This is a genomic window from Halomicronema hongdechloris C2206, assembly GCF_002075285.3.
Taxonomy (GTDB): Bacteria; Cyanobacteriota; Cyanobacteriia; order Phormidesmidales; family Phormidesmidaceae; genus Halomicronema_B; species Halomicronema_B hongdechloris.
Window position 1 is genome coordinate 2,412,822 of the sequence record NZ_CP021983.2, and the last position, 16,719, is coordinate 2,429,540.

Sequence of the window (16,719 nt, forward strand, 5' to 3'; positions counted from 1 at the left end):
TTGGTGGCCTATGCCGCCAACTGGCGTGGTTTTGCTCCTGGCTTTGAAAACTCATTCCAGGTAGAGATCGTTGGTAACCGCAAAATCATTCCACTTTTAAGATCGACTAGTAGCTACGGGTCCAACTTTACATATCTACCCTTTTCGATTATCAATCGACTTTTGCAATTTCGACCCCATGTGATCTTCTCCAATTCCTTTGGTATGTGGACCCTCTTGGCTCTCCTGCTCAAGCCCATTGGTAGATGGAAAGTCGTAATTGCCTATGAAGGGAGTTCTCCTGGAGTAGATTACCGCAAGTCTCCACCACGACTTTGGTTAAGAAGCTGGATGCTACGCATTGCCGATGCCTGTATTACCAACAGTGCTGCTGGTAAGCAATATCTGACTGAAGTACTTCGCGCTTCAGAAGGCGAAGTTTTCATGCATCCCTATGAGGTACCATCATCCAACGCGTTTTCCCAAAACGCGTTTTCCCAAGCCCAGGATGAACAGGCTGCATCGAGCTTAACTCAGAGTTCGACTAAGAGAGTGTTTCTCTACGTAGGCAGTTTAGTTCCTAGAAAAGGGTTAAAGTATTTGCTAGAAGCCTGTTCTCGGCTGCAGGAATGGGGTTGTGAAGACTATCTTCTCAATGTGGTTGGGGATGGTGACGAGCGTTCATCCCTAGAAGCCTACTGTCATAACCATGGCCTCATTGAACAGGTGCAATGGTTGGGTCGGGTTGACTATGCCCAACTCGGGGAGCAGTTTCACAAAGCGGATGTCTTTGTGTTACCTACCCTGGAAGACACTTGGGGAATGGTTGTATTAGAAGCCATGGTTGCCCATCTACCAGTTTTATGCTCTCAATGGGCCGGTGCCTCTGAATTGATTCTAGACGCTCAGAATGGCTTTTGTTTTGACCCGAAAGATCCAGACAGTCTAGCTCACCTGATGCAGAAGTTCATTCTCAATTCAGAGTTATCCTCGCAGATGGGGCGCACAGCAGGAGTACTCATGAAAAACTACACACCTGCAGAGGCAGCAGATTTCATGGTTAATGTAGTAGATTTTGTCATGGTAAGCCGTGCTAAATCCATCTCTAAGTCTAGAGCCTTTTCTAGATGATCGGGACTTGCTTAAGCTTTAAGTTAACACCCTATGAGTCATGCGAATTTTAATTTCTGCCTATGCCTGTAGACCTAACATAGGCTCGGAGCCTGCAATTGGTTGGAACCTATCTAAGCAACTGGCGGAAAACTGGGATATATGGGTGATTACACGACAAAACAACCAACCTGAAATCACTAAATATTTAGAACATAATCAACAAGTTAAGCTAAACGTCATTTACTGTGATTTACCTCGATGGTTTCAATATTTTAATAAGAATCAACGGTTAGTCCATTTGCATTATTATTTATGGCAAATCGTTGCCTATTTTTTGGGTCGGCGTCTGCATAAAAAGCTTAACTTCTCCTTAGTACACCATATTACCTATGTTAGATACTGGAGTCCGAGCTTTTTAGCGTTACTCCCGATTCCGTTTATTTGGGGACCGGTGGGGGGTGGTGAAGCGACCCCACAGTGTCTTCTCAAGGATTTAAACCCACGAGAGCTTCTTCAGGAATTGTCCAGATTTCTGATTCATCGCTTGAGCGAATGGGATCCCTTTCTAGGGTTAACAGCCAAGCGCAGCCAAATTGCTCTGGCTACGACCGAAGATACCGCTAGGCGGCTAGCTAAATTAGGTGCTAAAAACATTAAAGTACTCTCGCAATTAGGGCTTGAGGACAGTGAAATTGATCGTCTTAGCAGAATTAAGCCATCCCAGAAATGCCGATTTATCAGTATTGGTCGTCTGTTGCATTGGAAGGGATTCCACCTGAGCTTGCAGGCATTTGCCGCTGCGAATCTACCCTTGACCATAGATTATTGGGTCATTGGTGACGGACCTGATTATGCCCGCTTGACCGAATTGGCCGAAGATCTAAATATAGCGGATCGAGTCCATTTTATGGGTAAACTCTCTCGCGAAGAAACCTTGTCAAAGCTCCAGGAGGCTTCCGTATTAGTTCATCCTAGTCTGCATGATTCTGGAGCCTTGGTCTGCGCAGAAGCAATGGCGGCTGGCCGACCGGTGATTTGTTTAGATCTGGGAGGACCCGCTTTACAGGTTACCCAGGATACTGGGATTAAAATTCCGGCTCAGTCGGCTGAAAAAATTGTACAGTCACTGTCAGAGGCCATGGTGTATCTAGCTAAGCATCCAGATATTTGTGCCCAAATGGGAATTGCCAGTCAGCAGCGAGTGAGGAACACTTTGAGTTGGTCTATTAAGGCTAAAGAAATTTCTACCATATACGATGATTGTGCTGTGGTCCAGAGCTGAAATCTATAGTAGAAGCTAATGCTATTGGCAGAGAAAATCCTACCTATTCCTATCTCCTTATGAGGAGAATTGATAGTGATAACCTGAGAGGAAAAGTGGCTTAATTAGTCATGTGTCTCGCTGAATCCAGAAATACCATATGAATCGGAAAGGACATAAAAGTGTCTAATATATTAATATTTAGCAGTCTGTTACTGCCTCCATCTCAAACGTTTATAAAAGCTCAAGCAGAAGGACTGCAGCAATTCACTTCCCATTATGTGGGATGTCGTCGTGTTGATGGTCTATCTCTACCGGCAGAAAGAACCTCTGTCATTAACCCAGGAACATCGTCAGGGAAGTTGAAAGAACTCCTTTTCAAGCTAACAGGGCGTTCTCGGACACTGAGGGATATACTTCGTAAGATTGATCCAGTTTTGATTCATGCCCAATTTGGGCTCAGTGGTGCATTGCTACTGTCCTCAATGAGATCTTTGGATATTCCCCTAATCGTTCATTACAGAGGGGCCGATGCAACCTTAGATCCTGAAGTTGTACGGTTCTCGTCTATAAATCACTGGATCTATTATCAGCGGCTCGATCAATTGAAGCAGACGACCCATTTATTCCTGACAGTCTCCCATTTCATTCGTAAGAAGTTAATTGAACAGGGCTTTCCTGACGATAAAATAATGACCCACTACAATGGAGTTGACATTCAGCAGTTCCGGGCTGATATGAATATTTCTAGGGAGCCCGTTGTCCTATTTGTTGGCCGCTTGACCGAGAAGAAAGGATGCCAGGATTTATTAAAGGCAATGGCACAAGTGCAAATGGCACATCCTGGGGTCCGCTTGATTTTAATTGGGGATGGTCCCTTGCGGGAAGGCTTGGAAAAATTTGCTGAAAAGCATCTGAAGCAGTGCCGGTTTTTAGGGGTGCAATCCCATGCAACGGTTAAAGACTGGATGAATCGAGCTCGAGTCTTAGCTGCCCCCAGTATTACCTCTGTGCAAGGAGACTCAGAAGGATTACCTAATGTTGTCTTGGAAGCTCAGGCTATGGGATTACCGGTGGTCAGCACCTTTCATGCGGGCATTCCAGAAGCCGTCATTCATCAACAAACGGGATTCCTAGTCGAAGAACATGATTCTGACAATCTAGGCATGTATATCGCCCATCTCTTTCAGGACGATGAGCTATGGCAATCATTTAGCCGACAAGGACGGTTACATGTGGAGACTAACTTTGATCGGCAGCGGCAGATCCAGCTATTAGAAACACTCTACGAAGAAACTCTAGAGCAGTACCATGGAACTACAAGGAGCGCTGTTTCCCTATAAAGACTATTTGTGAGTTGCTAAGTCAGGGTTTTCAAAAGCTCTCTGACTATCTTTTCTGCCACCGCTACGGCTTCATCTAGTAAGTCCGAACTTACTTCTGTATCCAAAGGGGTATCCTTATTTGGATGAAGTCCCCGCGTCAGGACAATCACTGGGACATCTTGATCTTGAAAAGGATAATGGTCTGATTAATCCTAAATCGGATGCGATCGCAACAGAAGGGGCAACCGTCTTGGCAATGTCAGTAACGCTCTGATCAGGACGTTATCCCTGGCAATCACGCTAACCATCGGCTTCACTAACCCGCCGCAACCTCAATACATCAGTCATCTTGCGAATCTGGTTAAAGGTGCGATCGAGATGGGCATGGTCGCGCACATCCAGCCCTAGGTCTATCTCTGCAGTTTGTCCGGGGAATGTTTTCACCTGGGCCTTGTAGACATTGATCTGCAAGTCGGACAAATGGGAGAGAATATCTTTGAGGACACCTACTCGGTCAATCACCTCGATTTTGACTTGCACTGGATAGGTTTGCCGATTATTGCCATTACTTTCGGCTTGATTCCAACTGACTGGAATCAAGCGATCCCCGGGAATCGACTCCACATTGGGACATCCCTGGCGATGAATAGCAATGCCACGGCTGCCCAGGGACACTACTCCAATGATGGGTTCCCCGGGTAAGGGATTACAGCAGCCAGCGATGTGATGGAGTAATCCTTCCACTCCCAGGATGGGAGAGGTTGACGGGGATACCTTGGACTTCAGGCTCGGACTGGAAATCGCCTCTGCTATCAACTGTTCTGGATCGGGGGCTTCCTTACTGTCGGCTTCAATCGGTTGTTGAGCCTTTACCGCCTCTCGCAGGCGATTCACTACCAGATTCAGGGTGACTTCGCCGTAGCCTAGACCAGCCAATAAGTCTTCTACGGTGGAGTAGTTGCAGCGCTCTGCTGCCGCTTGGGCTGGGGCCGACTTTAGCAGGGCATCAAAGCCATTCTTGCCCAACTCTTTCTCTAGCATGTCGCGGCCGCGGGCAACGTTTTCATCCCGGTGGGATCGCTTATACCACTGGCGAATGCGGTTGCGGGCCCCTGCGGTCACCACAAAATTGAGCCAGTCCAGGCTAGGATGACTGTTTTTCTGGGTAATAATCTCAACGATATCTCCTGTTTCTAGGGGAGTATCGAGAGTGACAATGCGATCATTGACTCGGGCCCCGGCACAGTGATTGCCGACCTCAGTATGAATGCGATAGGCAAAATCGACTGGCGTAGCTCCCCGATTGAGGGAGATGACGTCTCCGTTAGGGGTAAACACGTAGACATCTTCATCAAAGAGGTTTCCCTTGACGTTTTCTAGGAATTCCTGGGCATCTTTAAGGTCGTTTTGCCACTCCAACAGCTGCCGTAGCCAGGTAAATTTCTCATCATCCGTAGTGACGGGAGTATTACTGGAACTGCCAGTTTCTTTATATTTCCAGTGGGCCGCGATACCGTATTCGGCAACGTGGTGCATCTCTAGGGTGCGAATTTGCACCTCAATGGGGCGTCCGGAAGTGCCGATAACGACTGTATGCAGGGATTGGTAACGGTTGGGCTTGGGTAGGCCGATGTAGTCTTTAAAGCGCCCTGGAATCGGCCGAAAGGCATCGTGAACAACGGCTAAGGTGCGATAACACTCCTCTTTAGTGCCGACAATCAAGCGGATAGCAGCAACATCATAAATCTCATGGAAGTCTTTGTGCTGACGTTCCATTTTGCAGTAGATGCCGTAGAGATGTTTGGGCCGGCTGCTCACTTCAATCACCTTGATGCCAGCCTGTTGTAGGCGCTGCCGCAAGGTTTGGGCAATTTGCTTCAGGCGGGCTTCTCGATCCCCGCGTTTTTCGACAACATGCTCTCGCATCTTGTTGTAGGCATCGGTTTTGAGATACTTGAAAGACAGATCCTCTAACTCCCACTTAAACCGTCCTATCCCTAGGCGGTTGGCCAATGGGGCGAAGATTTCCAGGGTCTCTTGGGCGATGCGGCGGCGTTTCTCATCACTGAGATGCTCTAAAGTGCGCATGTTGTGGAGCCGATCGGCCAGCTTGACCACGATCACCCGAATGTCCTGAGCCATCGCTAAGAACATCCGCCGAAAGTTCTCGGCCTGACGCTCAGTTTTGCTTTGGAAGTTAAACTTTGAGAGCTTGGTAACGCCTTCAACTAATTGGCGAACCTCTTGACCGAAGTGGGCTTCAATTTCGTCGGGGGTAACATCGGTGTCTTCGACCACGTCGTGGAGAAAACCAGCCGCGATCATGGCACTATCACCACCGAGATCTCGAAGTAAGCTAGCTACAGCAATGGGGTGACAGATGTACGGTTCCCCCGAGGCCCGGCGTTGTCCTTTATGGAGCGTGTAAGCAAACTGAAAGGCTTGACAGACGAGGCGGTTGTTAGATTTGTTCTCTCGGATTTCTTCGGATTCGTCTTCTAAATCGGGGCTTTGAGATAGCAGGCAGGTTTGTAGCCAGTTAGGTAAATTACAGTCGTCAGGCAGATCAAGCGTATCTGCCAATGTTGGATCTGCGGTTGAGTCGAGGGTCTTAGCAACATTCATAGGACTACTTCAGGGCTACATAACTACCGTCTTGACCCCAATGGTCAAAGCTCCCTAGAGGACCTTTGATAAACTGGATGCCTAAGTCAGTTCCCGGCTTAGTAGGCAGGCGTGACCTAGGGACCAGAGGGTTATGACACGGGTGAGAACCTTGACAGATATGCGAACCGGTTGTGGCTAGCGCTAGACCAGATGGCTCGCTAATTTAATCAATTATTAATGTGCTTCAGATCATAGCGCTGGTCTGAGGAAGGATCTACTGCCAAGTTAAGGTGTGAGCATACACTAAATCTTGCTTAATACACCATCATAGTCAAACTCGATACCAGTTCGCATAAGGGCGTGGGTTGGTGATGGCAGTACAATCCTTGGTCCTTAACCGGTTGCGGCGTAAGTTCAGGAGTTAATTTTTTAGCTAGGAAGTTGGGGAGTGGAGGCAAGACAGAGGGGTCATTACTGTTAGGGGGCACTTAGTTCCCGGATTTCTCACCAGAACGTCTTGAGGGAGGTTGAGTTGCGCGACCAGGGTTGAGAGGTGTCGGGAGTAGAGAGATTGACGATGGCTGGGCCATATTTTGTGCTCAATTGACCCTGAGGTGATCTCTTGAGCGGGGATTTTGGACGTTTGCGCAGCGTGCTAGGGTCAGACGATACTGCCAGGAAAAATGTGATCTATATCCTTGGCGATTTGCCAAAGACCCCGGCTAAACTGGCGGCAGCCCCTTCATCCCTAATCACCTATGACCCGCTCCGAGCCCCAGCCCTTACCTGTCCCCTTTCCCGCCTCCGTCAGTCTTCTGAGTCGCACCGAATTCAAGCAAGAACCCCTGCAAGTCAAAGCAGGCCGTCTACCCAACGACATCTACGGCCACGCTTTTTTTATCGGTCCCGGCGGTTGCCTCACCGACCCCACTCTGCCCGGCACTGATTTAATCCAACCCTCCCACGACGGCACCCCCCTGTTTAATGGCGATGCCATGGTCTATCGCATTGACTTCAGTGGCAAAACTGCCTACCTAAACAATCATATTGCCCGCACTCCCTGCTACTACACTGACCTGGCCAGTCTCCCCGGCAGCGACTACGCCGATCTGGGTTATCACAACCATGGCCTGGCTCGCCTGTCTTTTGGATTGGGTTTCCGCGATGAGGTTAATACGGCGTTTCAACCCCTGCTGTTTGATCCCGAAGAAGGACTGCGGCTGCTGATCACCTGGGATGCCGGCCGCCCCTACGAGATCGACCCGGAAACCCTGGAGGCGGTGACGCCGGTCGGCTACAACCAGGAATGGCGCGAACAGATTGAATTGGCTCTGCCCTTCGGCATCTTCACCACTACGGCCCACAGCGCCTTCGACCCCAATACCGATCGCCCCGATACGCCGCCGCAGCTGTTTACGGTGAACTACGGTAAGTCGGTGGCGACGGCCCTCTGGCCCATCTTCACCAACGAGGCGGGCGAGCCCTTGCCAGAGCCAGTGGAAGCCATCCTGGCCGACTTCGAACGGTTGCTGGATGTAATTGAGCAGCGGGTGAACTTGGTGCGGCAACCCTTGAAGACCTTTCTGGATACCGAGGCTCAGGTGCTGGATAGCCTGCCCCAGGAGCTACGAGAGCTCTGGCAGGGAGGACGGCAGCAGTTGCGCACTAACCTACGCCAGACCCTGTCCGGGCTAATCTCGGTGCTGCTGCAGCTAGAGGATTGGCTGCCCGATGCCGTCACCATTCCCCGACAGCGGCGTTACCGAGAGCTGTGGAAGGGATTCCTGGAACTACTGGAAGAGGAATTGGAAGACGGCTTTGACTCCCTGCACGATCTGCTCTCGGAGGTGTTGCGCCTCATCGGGGTAGCCCGGCGGCTGCTGCAGGCGGCTGTAAATATGGAAGACTTCGTCCATCTGATGGTGTGGGATGGTCACCAACCCTTACAGCAATGGCAGGTAGTGGTCGAGGAAGACGGCCAGCAGGTGTCTCCCCGCATCTTTCAGAGTATGCATCAGATTGCCATCACCCAGGACTATGTGGTGCTGATGGATACAGTGTTTAAGCTGGGGGCCGAGCAACTACTCACCAGCCCCGCCCCCCACTTTCCCAAGCTAGAGCGGCTGATTCGCCATCTGTTGGACTTTCGCCAGTCGGCGGATACGACGATTTACATCATCAAGCGAGAAGACCTGGACCCTGACCAGTCCCAGGTGGTGGCCAAGCGGGTGGTGATTCCCCGCAGTGCCGCCCACTTTCTAGCAGATTATGACACGCCCGATGGCCAACTCACCCTGCATTTGGCCCACAATACCGGCTGGGATCCGGCGGAGTGGACCCGTCCCTATGATCACTTTCCCTACAGCGAGTTTCCGGCGGTGTTGGGGATGTCGACGGGGGCCATCGATATCAACCACCTGGGTCGCTACGTCATCAATGGGGAAACGGGGGAGCTATGTCAGTCCACCGTGCTCACCGACTTTGACCATACCTGGATGACGGCTATCTTTGCCTATGCCTGCCCCGATGGAGTGTCGCCAGTGCGGCGGTTTCGCAGTCTCTACTGGAATTCCTGGGGCTGTCGCGGCGATCTGCTGTCGAACTATATTGCCGAGCTCTACCGCGACTATCCCTACCGGGAATTGCCGGTGGAGCAGGTGCTGGCCCTGACGCAGCAGGGATTGCCGGTGAATCTCTGCCGCTTAGACACGGAAACCATGGAGATTACTGACAGCTATGTCTTTCCCCCGGGGTGTTTTGGTACCTCGGCCCAGTTTGTACCCCGGCGCGACGGCGGTGATGATCCCACAGCCGGGTATCTGATGTGCATCGTCAACACCAGTGACGATCCGGCTCAGAGCGAATTGTGGCTGTTTGATGCGGCCCACCTAGCTAAGGGACCGGTGTGTAAGCTCAGTCATCCGCAGCTGGCCATCGGCATGACCATCCATTCCACCTGGTTGCCACGGCTGAATCCGCGGCGAGCCAGCTATTATGTGCCGGTGCCGGAGGATTATGAACCGCGCCTGGCCAAACTATCGTCAGAACGGCGAGAACGCCTGGAGCGATTGTTTCGCGACCATGTCTATCCCCATTTCCAGCCGCCATCGGGGTCCTAGCCTAGGCATAGGCAGTAGCTTGGCCAGAAGAGACCCGTGGTGCTGCCCTTGACCCGATTAATATTTGCCGTCATTCCTGAGACCCGATGACTTCTTCTCAATCGTTTCCCTGGCCACCGTTTCCCCCGGCGATGATGACAGCCAGTGCCAATGAGCTCACCGATGTAGAGTTACAGCTGGTGGCGGGGGAATTGCCCCAGGATTTGCAGGGGCATCTGTTCATGGTGGCGCCGGTGGGGTCAGTGACTTCCGATGGCCTGCCCAATCCAGATGGGGCCCATGTGTGGAATGGCAATGGCCTGATCTATCGGCTTGACTTCGATCAGGCGGGACGGGTGCGGCTGACCACCCGCCTGGCCAAGACCCCTTGCTATTATGCGGACTTGGCGACTCGCCCCGGCAGCCCGGAACAGCGCTATCGGTTTCGAGACTTTGGCATGGCCCGCTTTTCGTTGGCTCTGGGCATGCGCAACCAGCTGAATACGGCCTTTGTGCCCATGGCTTTTGAGGCCGATGGTCCGGCCCGGCTGTTACTGACCTTTGATGGGGGGCGACCCTATGAGATCGATCCGGTCACCCTGGAGGTGGTGACACCAGTAGGTAGCAATCGAGAATGGCGACCGGGGATGAATCTGCGGGTGCCCTTTCCAGCGGTGTTGAGCACGGCCCATCCTGCTTTCGATCCCTGCACCCAGGAGTTGTTCACGGTCAACTATGGTCGCTCCCTGGCCAATTTTCTGGAGACGATTCCGCTGCTCTATGAGTTGGATGAGTTGCCTCAAGAGCTAGAAGACCTGCTGGATGCAATCGCATCCTGGGCAAACCTGGATAGCCTGCTCAATAGGCTACTGAGTCCCTGGCAAGATTTGGCCCAGGCCCTGCTGAAACAATTGCAGGGGCCCATCGAGAAGATCTTGGGAGTGGCCAACTTCGTCTATTTGATCCGTTGGGACGGTCAAGGCGCTTTTCAACGCTGGCGCCTGGTCGATGCCGAGGGCGACCCGGTGCGGATTGAGCAGACCATGCATCAAATCGGGGTGAGCCAAGACTATGTGATCCTGATGGACACCTCCCTTAAATTCGGTCTAGAGCAAATCCTCAGTCGTCCTCTGCCCCATAGTAAGGTGGGCAACCGGGCCGTGCGCACTCTACTAACCCGCCCCCAGGAACCTAATACCGCCATTTATCTGGTACGGCGGGAGCAGCTGGTGCCCCCGGCTACATCGGAGCAAGTCTTAGATGTGGTGGCTCAACGGCTGACCATTCCCCTGGAAACCGGTCACTTCCTGGTGGACTATGACAACCCGGAAGGGCGCGTCACCGTCCATATCGCCCACGAATGTGCCACCGATGTCTCAGAATGGGTGCGACGCTATGATGTCTCCGCCATCGACCATCAGCCCCTACCGGCGGCTCTGCAGGGCATGATTGCCGTGGGGGCCATGGATGTGGGTCGCCTGGGGCGCTACGTCATCGATGCCGAACAGGGCCGACTGCTCAGTTCCCACGTCATCCAAGACAGCCACCGCACCTGGGGATTGGGCCTCTATACCTATCGTGAGCAGGGCAGCAACGGCCAACCGCCGCGGCGGTTTAAATCCCTCTACTGGCAGTCTTTAGGATTCTGGCCCGACCTGCTGCCCGAGTTCATCCATCAACTCTATCAAGACTATCCCCATCGCCTAGTGCCCCTAGAGCAGCTGTGGCCGATTCCGGAGCAGGGCCAGGGGCGTCCCTCCAGCCTGGTGCGTCTGGATCTCGACACCATGGCCATCGTCGATGCCTATGAGTTTCCCCTCACCGATGCCCATGGGGGATGGGATGGCCATGTGGTCAACTCCCCCCAATTCATACCGCGGGCCGGGGCCGGAGAGACCGATACCGACGGCTATCTGGTCTGTCCGGTGATTTCAGTCCGAGCCAAAGAACTGTGGATCTTCGATGCCGCCCACCTGGCCAAAGGCCCCCTGTGCCGCCTGGCCCATCCTGACTTTCAACCCGGCTATACCATCCATACCACCTGGCTACCGACCATTGCCCGCCGTCAGGCCGCTTACCATATCCCCGTGCGGGCCGACTATGGTCCCTTAGTGGAGCAGGCGGCTCCGGCCATTCGTCGGCTGTTTGAGACCGCCGTCTATCCTCACTTTGCCACCGGGTCAGAGGGCGAGCATGGCCGTAGCGGTCAATGACCAACCTGGAAAACTGGGGGATGCAACCACCGCGTCGCCAGTAAAGGCAGTGGCGGCATAGCCCCGCTCCGTCAGAGAGAACACCGTAACCTGGCCGACCACCGGGTCTACAATCCAATACTCTGGAATACCGCGCCATTCATACTGATTGCGTTTGTCGATGTAGTCGCGGCGATGGTTCTCAGCGCCCGGACTAACGACCTCAACCACCAACTGCGGTGGCAACATGTCCAGGGTAATGGCAGCTCGCCCCAAAGCACCCATTTGGTCCGGATGCTCTGGGCGCAATATGGTCAGGTCAGGGTAGCGATTTTTGGGCTCCCCTGGCACAGCTAAGGCCAATCCCTGCAGGCGGATCTGTCGCATCCCTACCAAAGGCTGCAGCGCTTCATAGAGCTGCAGCGCCCGATACAGATTCTCATCCGACTCGGGGGGCACCTCAATTAAGGCTCCGTTGACGAGTTCATAGTACGCCTCTATGTCCTCGGTATAGGCGAGGAAGTCCTCAAAGGTATGGAACTGCGGATGAGCCTGCACCATGGTTGCCACTGGCGGGTTGAACTACTTCGATCATACTGACTGTGGCTAGGGGGAGGCAGAGGCGGCGAGCAGTTCCGTCGTCTCTAGTACCTCGATCAAGCGGTCGACCATGCCCTGGCAGTCACAGCTGGTCTCCAGCACCGTAATGGTGGACGTGTTGGGGGGGTGTAGCCAAAATTCCGCATGGCGGCCGGTGGGAGTTTGCACCAGATATCCCTGCTGGCCCTGCAGTGGGTAGGGGGAAATGCAGGAAGATGGCCGTGGGCCTGGCGCTTCCGCATAGACAGCGTCGCGGACAACGGTTTCCAGGGAGTCCTCGGCGGCGGCATCGACTTGGCGAATCACCAGTTCTGAGAAGCCGCGCCCCAGGAGATCGCCGCCTTGAATCTGGCAGCGGATGAGATTATAGGTGCCGGGATCGACCACTTGGACCGATCCGTCGTTGCGTAGGATGGCTCGGTAGTTGGCCGGAATGCTGAGGGCGACGCCGAATTGCTCTAGGGTAAGGCGGCGGGTGTCCTCGGCAGGGAGGACGGTGTCGGTGTTCTGGCAGGGATTTTCTGCCTGGGCCAAAGAGGGCGCCGGCAGGGAACTGCTGAGGGCAACTAGGAGCGAAATCATAAATCTGGAAGATAACGGCGGGGCTGATACCGTGATATCTCCAGAACTATGCGATCGCAACTCAGCTAACCGTCCCAGAGCCCCCTATGATGCAAAGGGTGCTGCCCACCTGAGCAATGGACCATGACCATTTTCCATACCACATTGCCACTCCCCACCGACGACAGCATCGGCCTCTATGACGTCACTGCCACCATCCAAGCCGTCGTCAACTCCACCCAGGTGCAGCAGGGGCAAGTGCTCGTGTTCTGCCGCCATACCACCACCGCCCTGGCCATTAACGAATACGAAACGCGGTTGCTGACCGATATCAAGACCTATCTGCGCAAACTGGCTCCCCCCACAGAGGTCTACCGACACAATGACCTGCACCTGCGGGATGTGCCCGCCGATGAACCGGAAAACGCCCATTCTCATCTGATGGCCATGACTCTCAATACCAGCGAAGTGATCCCCATCGTCGATGGGGAATTGGCCCTGGGCACCTATCAGTCAGTGTTGTTCGTGGAATTAGATGGCCCCCGCCAACGAACCCTGTTTGTGCAGGTGACCGGGGAACTCTAGAGTGCTTATGGCCTTTGCGCCATCCGTCACGTTACTGTCCCCTCAATCATGGCTGCGCTTGACCCAGTCACTAATCTGGGATGAATGCTGCTCGTTTCGGGAAAGGCTAGCCGCTCGATCTGATACGTTTACGCTGGTTGAGTTATGTTGGCTGGGGGCAGTGGCTCAGCCTGTGCCATTAGGCCAGGCACTGCCATTGCCAGAGCAGCTGCTATCAGCTAAGCAGACCGGCTATGCCCGAGTCTAGGGCGATGGGTTCTGTCTCCAGTGGAGCCCCGCCTCTAGAGATTCTGCGAAACTGTGGTTGTAATTCTTCAAGATGATGATTTCATAGGGATAGATGTCACCGCTCAGCCTGCTTAACAGTAATTTTTGGCAACCATCCTTTCAGCGGTAGTCGAGGATGTTCACATCGTTTTCTATCCAGCAGCAGCTGGCTCAGCAATTTCCCTTTGACCAGCTGCCTGAGGCCGCTTTAGCTCAGCTTTTACAAGGGGCTCAGCCCTGGCGCTACCGCATCGGTCAGCCCATACTGCGGCGCGAAACCCTGAGCCAGCAGGTGATGGTAATTCTAGAGGGGCACGCTCGTCTGCTGGGTCAAGATCCTCGCACCCAGCAGCCCACCACCTTGCAGAGATTGGGGCCGGGGGAATTACTGGGCATCATCAGTCTTATTCGCGGTGTCCCTTGCGAGACAGTGATTGCCTCCACAGAACTGATCGCCCTGCCGCTACCTGCCTACACCATTCTGCAATTCCTCGAGCAGTACCCTGCTTTTGGCCAGGCCATTTGCGATCGCATCTATTTCATCGAAACCTTTGACCTAATCGCGCAACAAGTCCAAAGTCGAGCTCAAGATCCCGGCGATCTCAAGCGTCAGGCCCAACAGGTCTGCGAAACGGCTCGAGTCCATCCCCTCAGCCAAGGTCCAGCCTCCCTACAACATCTAGATCCGACCTTGACCTGGTGGGGGAGTGGGGCACCGTGCTCAACCATCCTGTCGTAGTCCTGTCGATCGGCACAGCACCCTGGAGGTCCTCAGTCCCCGGCCCGATTGGTCGGCTTCCCCCCCCTGACTCCACCCACAGCAGAGACTGCAGACGCAGAGACCACAAGCGCCCCCACCCCTGCCGCCTTTTCAGAAGCCACCGTCTATACCGGCGATACCGTCGAGGCCGACACGATTCCCCTAGCGCCACCGCCATCCACCGACGGTGGAGACGACGCTGCAGACACCAAGGGCAACTATCCCCATGTGCGAGGTCGGGGCGACATTGAGGGCACCCTGGCTTGCTTCGAAATGCTCAGCCAGCTGTTCAACATGCCCTTTCGTCGTGATGTCATCCGTCGAGTCTTGGTCACCCAGCAGCAGCGACTGGGGCAGGTATCCTTGCCCCTCTGTGGGGCCATCGCCGAAATGGTTGGCCTCCGCAGCCAACTGGTAAAACTGCCCGCCAGTGCCATGCCCCGGCTGAAGACACCAGCCCTCATTACCTGGCAAGACGGCATTGCCATCCTCTACGAAACCAATCAGAAAACCTATGTGATCGGGGATCCCGAAGTCGGTATTCGCCGCCGCACCCCCTTAGAGTTTGAAGAGGTCTGGGGGCAATCCGGAGACGTCTTGTTGTTGGAGACCACCAAGGAAACCCCGCAGCAACGCTTTGGGCTACAGTGGTTCCTTCCCTACCTGAAGCGCTATCGCTGGGTATTATTAGAGGTCTTCGTGGCCTCCTTTTTCGTGCAACTGTTCGGCCTGGCTAACCCCCTGATGGTGCAGGTGATCATCGATCGAGTCATCGTCCAGAACAGCATCGACACTCTCCATGTCTTGGGCATTTTTCTGGTGGTGGTGGCTATCTTCGAGGCCATCCTTAGCAGCTTGCGCACCTATCTGTTCGTCGATACCACCAACCGCATCGACATGTCTCTGGGATCAGAGATCATCGATCACCTATTGCGGTTGCCCTTGCGCTATTTCGACCGTCGCCCGGTGGGGGAACTCTCCAGCCGCATCAACGAGTTGGAAAATATCCGGCAGTTCCTCACCGGCACGGCCTTAACTGTGGTGCTAGATGCGGTCTTCTCCGTCATCTACATCGTGGTCATGTTTATTTACAGCTGGTTGCTCACCCTAGTGGCCCTGGCCAGTATTCCCCTATTCGTGCTGTTGACAGCCCTGGTCGCGCCCATTGTCCGCCGCCAGTTACGGATTAAGGCTGAGCGCAACGCCGCCACCCAGGCCCACCTGGTAGAGTCCCTCTCCGGCATCCAGACCGTTAAGGCCCAAAATCTGGAACTACGGACCCGTTGGCGCTGGCAGGAACGCTACGCCCAGTACGTCAGTGCCGGCTTTAATACCGTCCTCACCTCCACCACCGCTGGTTCTGCCAGCAACTTTTTGAATAAACTGTCGGCCTTGCTAGTGTTGTGGGTAGGCGCCTACCTAGTGTTGCAGGGAGAGCTGACCCTGGGCCAATTAATTGCCTTCCGCATCATCTCTGGTTACGTCACCGCCCCAATTCTGCGGCTGGCCCAACTGTGGCAGAATTTCCAGGAAACAGCCCTGTCCTTGGAGCGCCTCAGTGATATCATCGATCATCCTCAGGAGACAGACGAGGCCGATCGGGATCAAATTCCCATGCCCCATATTCAGGGACGGGTGCAGTACGAAAATATCTCCTTCCGCTTTGCCCCCTCCGGTCCCCTGCAGCTAGCCAATGTCAGCTTGGAGTTCGAGGCGGGTCAGTTTGTTGGCATTGTCGGCCAGAGCGGGTCTGGCAAGAGTACCCTGATGAAATTACTACCCCGACTTTACACCCCCGATGCTGGACGGATTTTGATTGATCGCTACGATATCAGCAAGGTGGAGCTGTATTCCCTGCGGCAGCAAGTGGGTATTGTCCCCCAAGACAGCCTCCTATTCGAGGGCACCATTCAAGAAAACATTGCCCTGACCAACCCCGAGGCCGAAATCGAGCGCATCATTGCAGCCGCCCAAGTCGCCTGTGCCCACGACTTCATCATGGATTTGCCCCTGGGCTATAACACTCGGGTCAGCGAACGGGGGGCCAGCCTATCGGGGGGCCAGCGACAGCGCATCGCCATTGCCCGCACGATCCTGCAGAGGCCTCGTCTACTCATCCTGGACGAAGCCACCAGTGCCCTCGACTATGACACCGAACGCCAAGTATGCCTTAACCTGCAGGCCTGGGCCGGGGATCGCACCGTCTTCTTCATTACCCACCGCCTAAACACCATTCAGCCGGCGGATCAGATCCTGGTCATGGATCAGGGGGCCGCCGTAGAACAGGGCAGCCATGAGGAGCTGCTGGCCCTGAAAGGACGCTATTACTGCCTGTACCAACAACAAGCCAGTGCCGTTTAAGCGGAGGTAA

The 16,719-nt window shown here is 54.1% G+C and carries 9 protein-coding genes and 1 pseudogene; 7 read left to right on the forward strand and 3 right to left on the reverse strand.

Annotated elements, in window-relative coordinates; genetic code table 11:
* Positions 1–3: 3 nt before the first annotated feature.
* The 3 genes from XM38_RS10920 (at position 4) to XM38_RS10930 (ending at position 3,696) form a co-directional block, all read left to right on the forward strand.
* Positions 4–1,110 (forward strand): glycosyltransferase family 4 protein, encoded by a 1,107-nt coding sequence (locus XM38_RS10920; RefSeq protein ID WP_256995771.1) that lies wholly within the window; start codon positions 4–6, stop codon positions 1,108–1,110.
* A gap of 40 nt (positions 1,111–1,150) precedes the next feature.
* On the forward strand, positions 1,151–2,374 hold the full coding sequence (locus XM38_RS10925) for a glycosyltransferase family 4 protein (RefSeq protein ID WP_080812630.1): 1,224 nt from the start codon (positions 1,151–1,153) through the stop codon (positions 2,372–2,374).
* A 161-nt stretch (positions 2,375–2,535) separates the two neighbouring features.
* The gene (locus XM38_RS10930; protein WP_080812632.1) at positions 2,536–3,696 is read left to right on the forward strand and encodes a glycosyltransferase; all 1,161 of its coding nucleotides are present in this window, start codon (positions 2,536–2,538) and stop codon (positions 3,694–3,696) included.
* 282 nt (positions 3,697–3,978) lie between these two features.
* Here the strand turns inward: XM38_RS10930 and XM38_RS10935 are convergent, their stop codons facing one another.
* Positions 3,979–6,303: a RelA/SpoT family protein gene (locus XM38_RS10935; protein ID WP_080812634.1), complete on the reverse strand. Its 2,325-nt coding sequence runs from the start codon at positions 6,301–6,303 to the stop codon at positions 3,979–3,981.
* 740 nt (positions 6,304–7,043) lie between these two features.
* Here XM38_RS10935 and XM38_RS10940 point away from each other — a divergent pair.
* Complete coding sequence (locus tag XM38_RS10940) at positions 7,044–9,404, forward strand: carotenoid oxygenase family protein (protein WP_080812636.1); 2,361 nt, start codon at positions 7,044–7,046, stop codon at positions 9,402–9,404.
* An 86-nt stretch (positions 9,405–9,490) separates the two neighbouring features.
* The gene (locus XM38_RS10945; protein WP_202978873.1) at positions 9,491–11,596 is read left to right on the forward strand and encodes a carotenoid oxygenase family protein; all 2,106 of its coding nucleotides are present in this window, start codon (positions 9,491–9,493) and stop codon (positions 11,594–11,596) included.
* Here XM38_RS10945 and XM38_RS10950 read toward each other — a convergent pair.
* Positions 11,564–12,136 carry a Uma2 family endonuclease gene (locus tag XM38_RS10950; RefSeq protein WP_088429823.1) on the reverse strand — a complete coding sequence of 191 codons (573 nt, stop codon included), beginning with the start codon at positions 12,134–12,136 and terminating at the stop codon, positions 11,564–11,566. The genes XM38_RS10945 and XM38_RS10950 overlap by 33 nt on opposite strands.
* A gap of 45 nt (positions 12,137–12,181) precedes the next feature.
* Positions 12,182–12,757, reverse strand: a complete 576-nt coding sequence (locus XM38_RS10955) for a hypothetical protein (RefSeq protein ID WP_080812637.1) — start codon at positions 12,755–12,757, stop codon at positions 12,182–12,184.
* Between the two features lie 123 nt (positions 12,758–12,880).
* On the opposite strand from XM38_RS10955, the gene XM38_RS10960 reads away from it, so the two are divergent.
* Both XM38_RS10960 and XM38_RS10965 read left to right on the forward strand, forming a co-directional pair.
* Positions 12,881–13,321, forward strand: coding sequence for a secondary thiamine-phosphate synthase enzyme YjbQ (locus tag XM38_RS10960; RefSeq protein ID WP_080812639.1), 441 nt, complete (start codon positions 12,881–12,883; stop codon positions 13,319–13,321).
* Between the two features lie 403 nt (positions 13,322–13,724).
* Positions 13,725–16,709: pseudogene (locus XM38_RS10965) on the forward strand (peptidase domain-containing ABC transporter).
* The last annotated feature ends 10 nt before the right edge of the window (positions 16,710–16,719 follow it).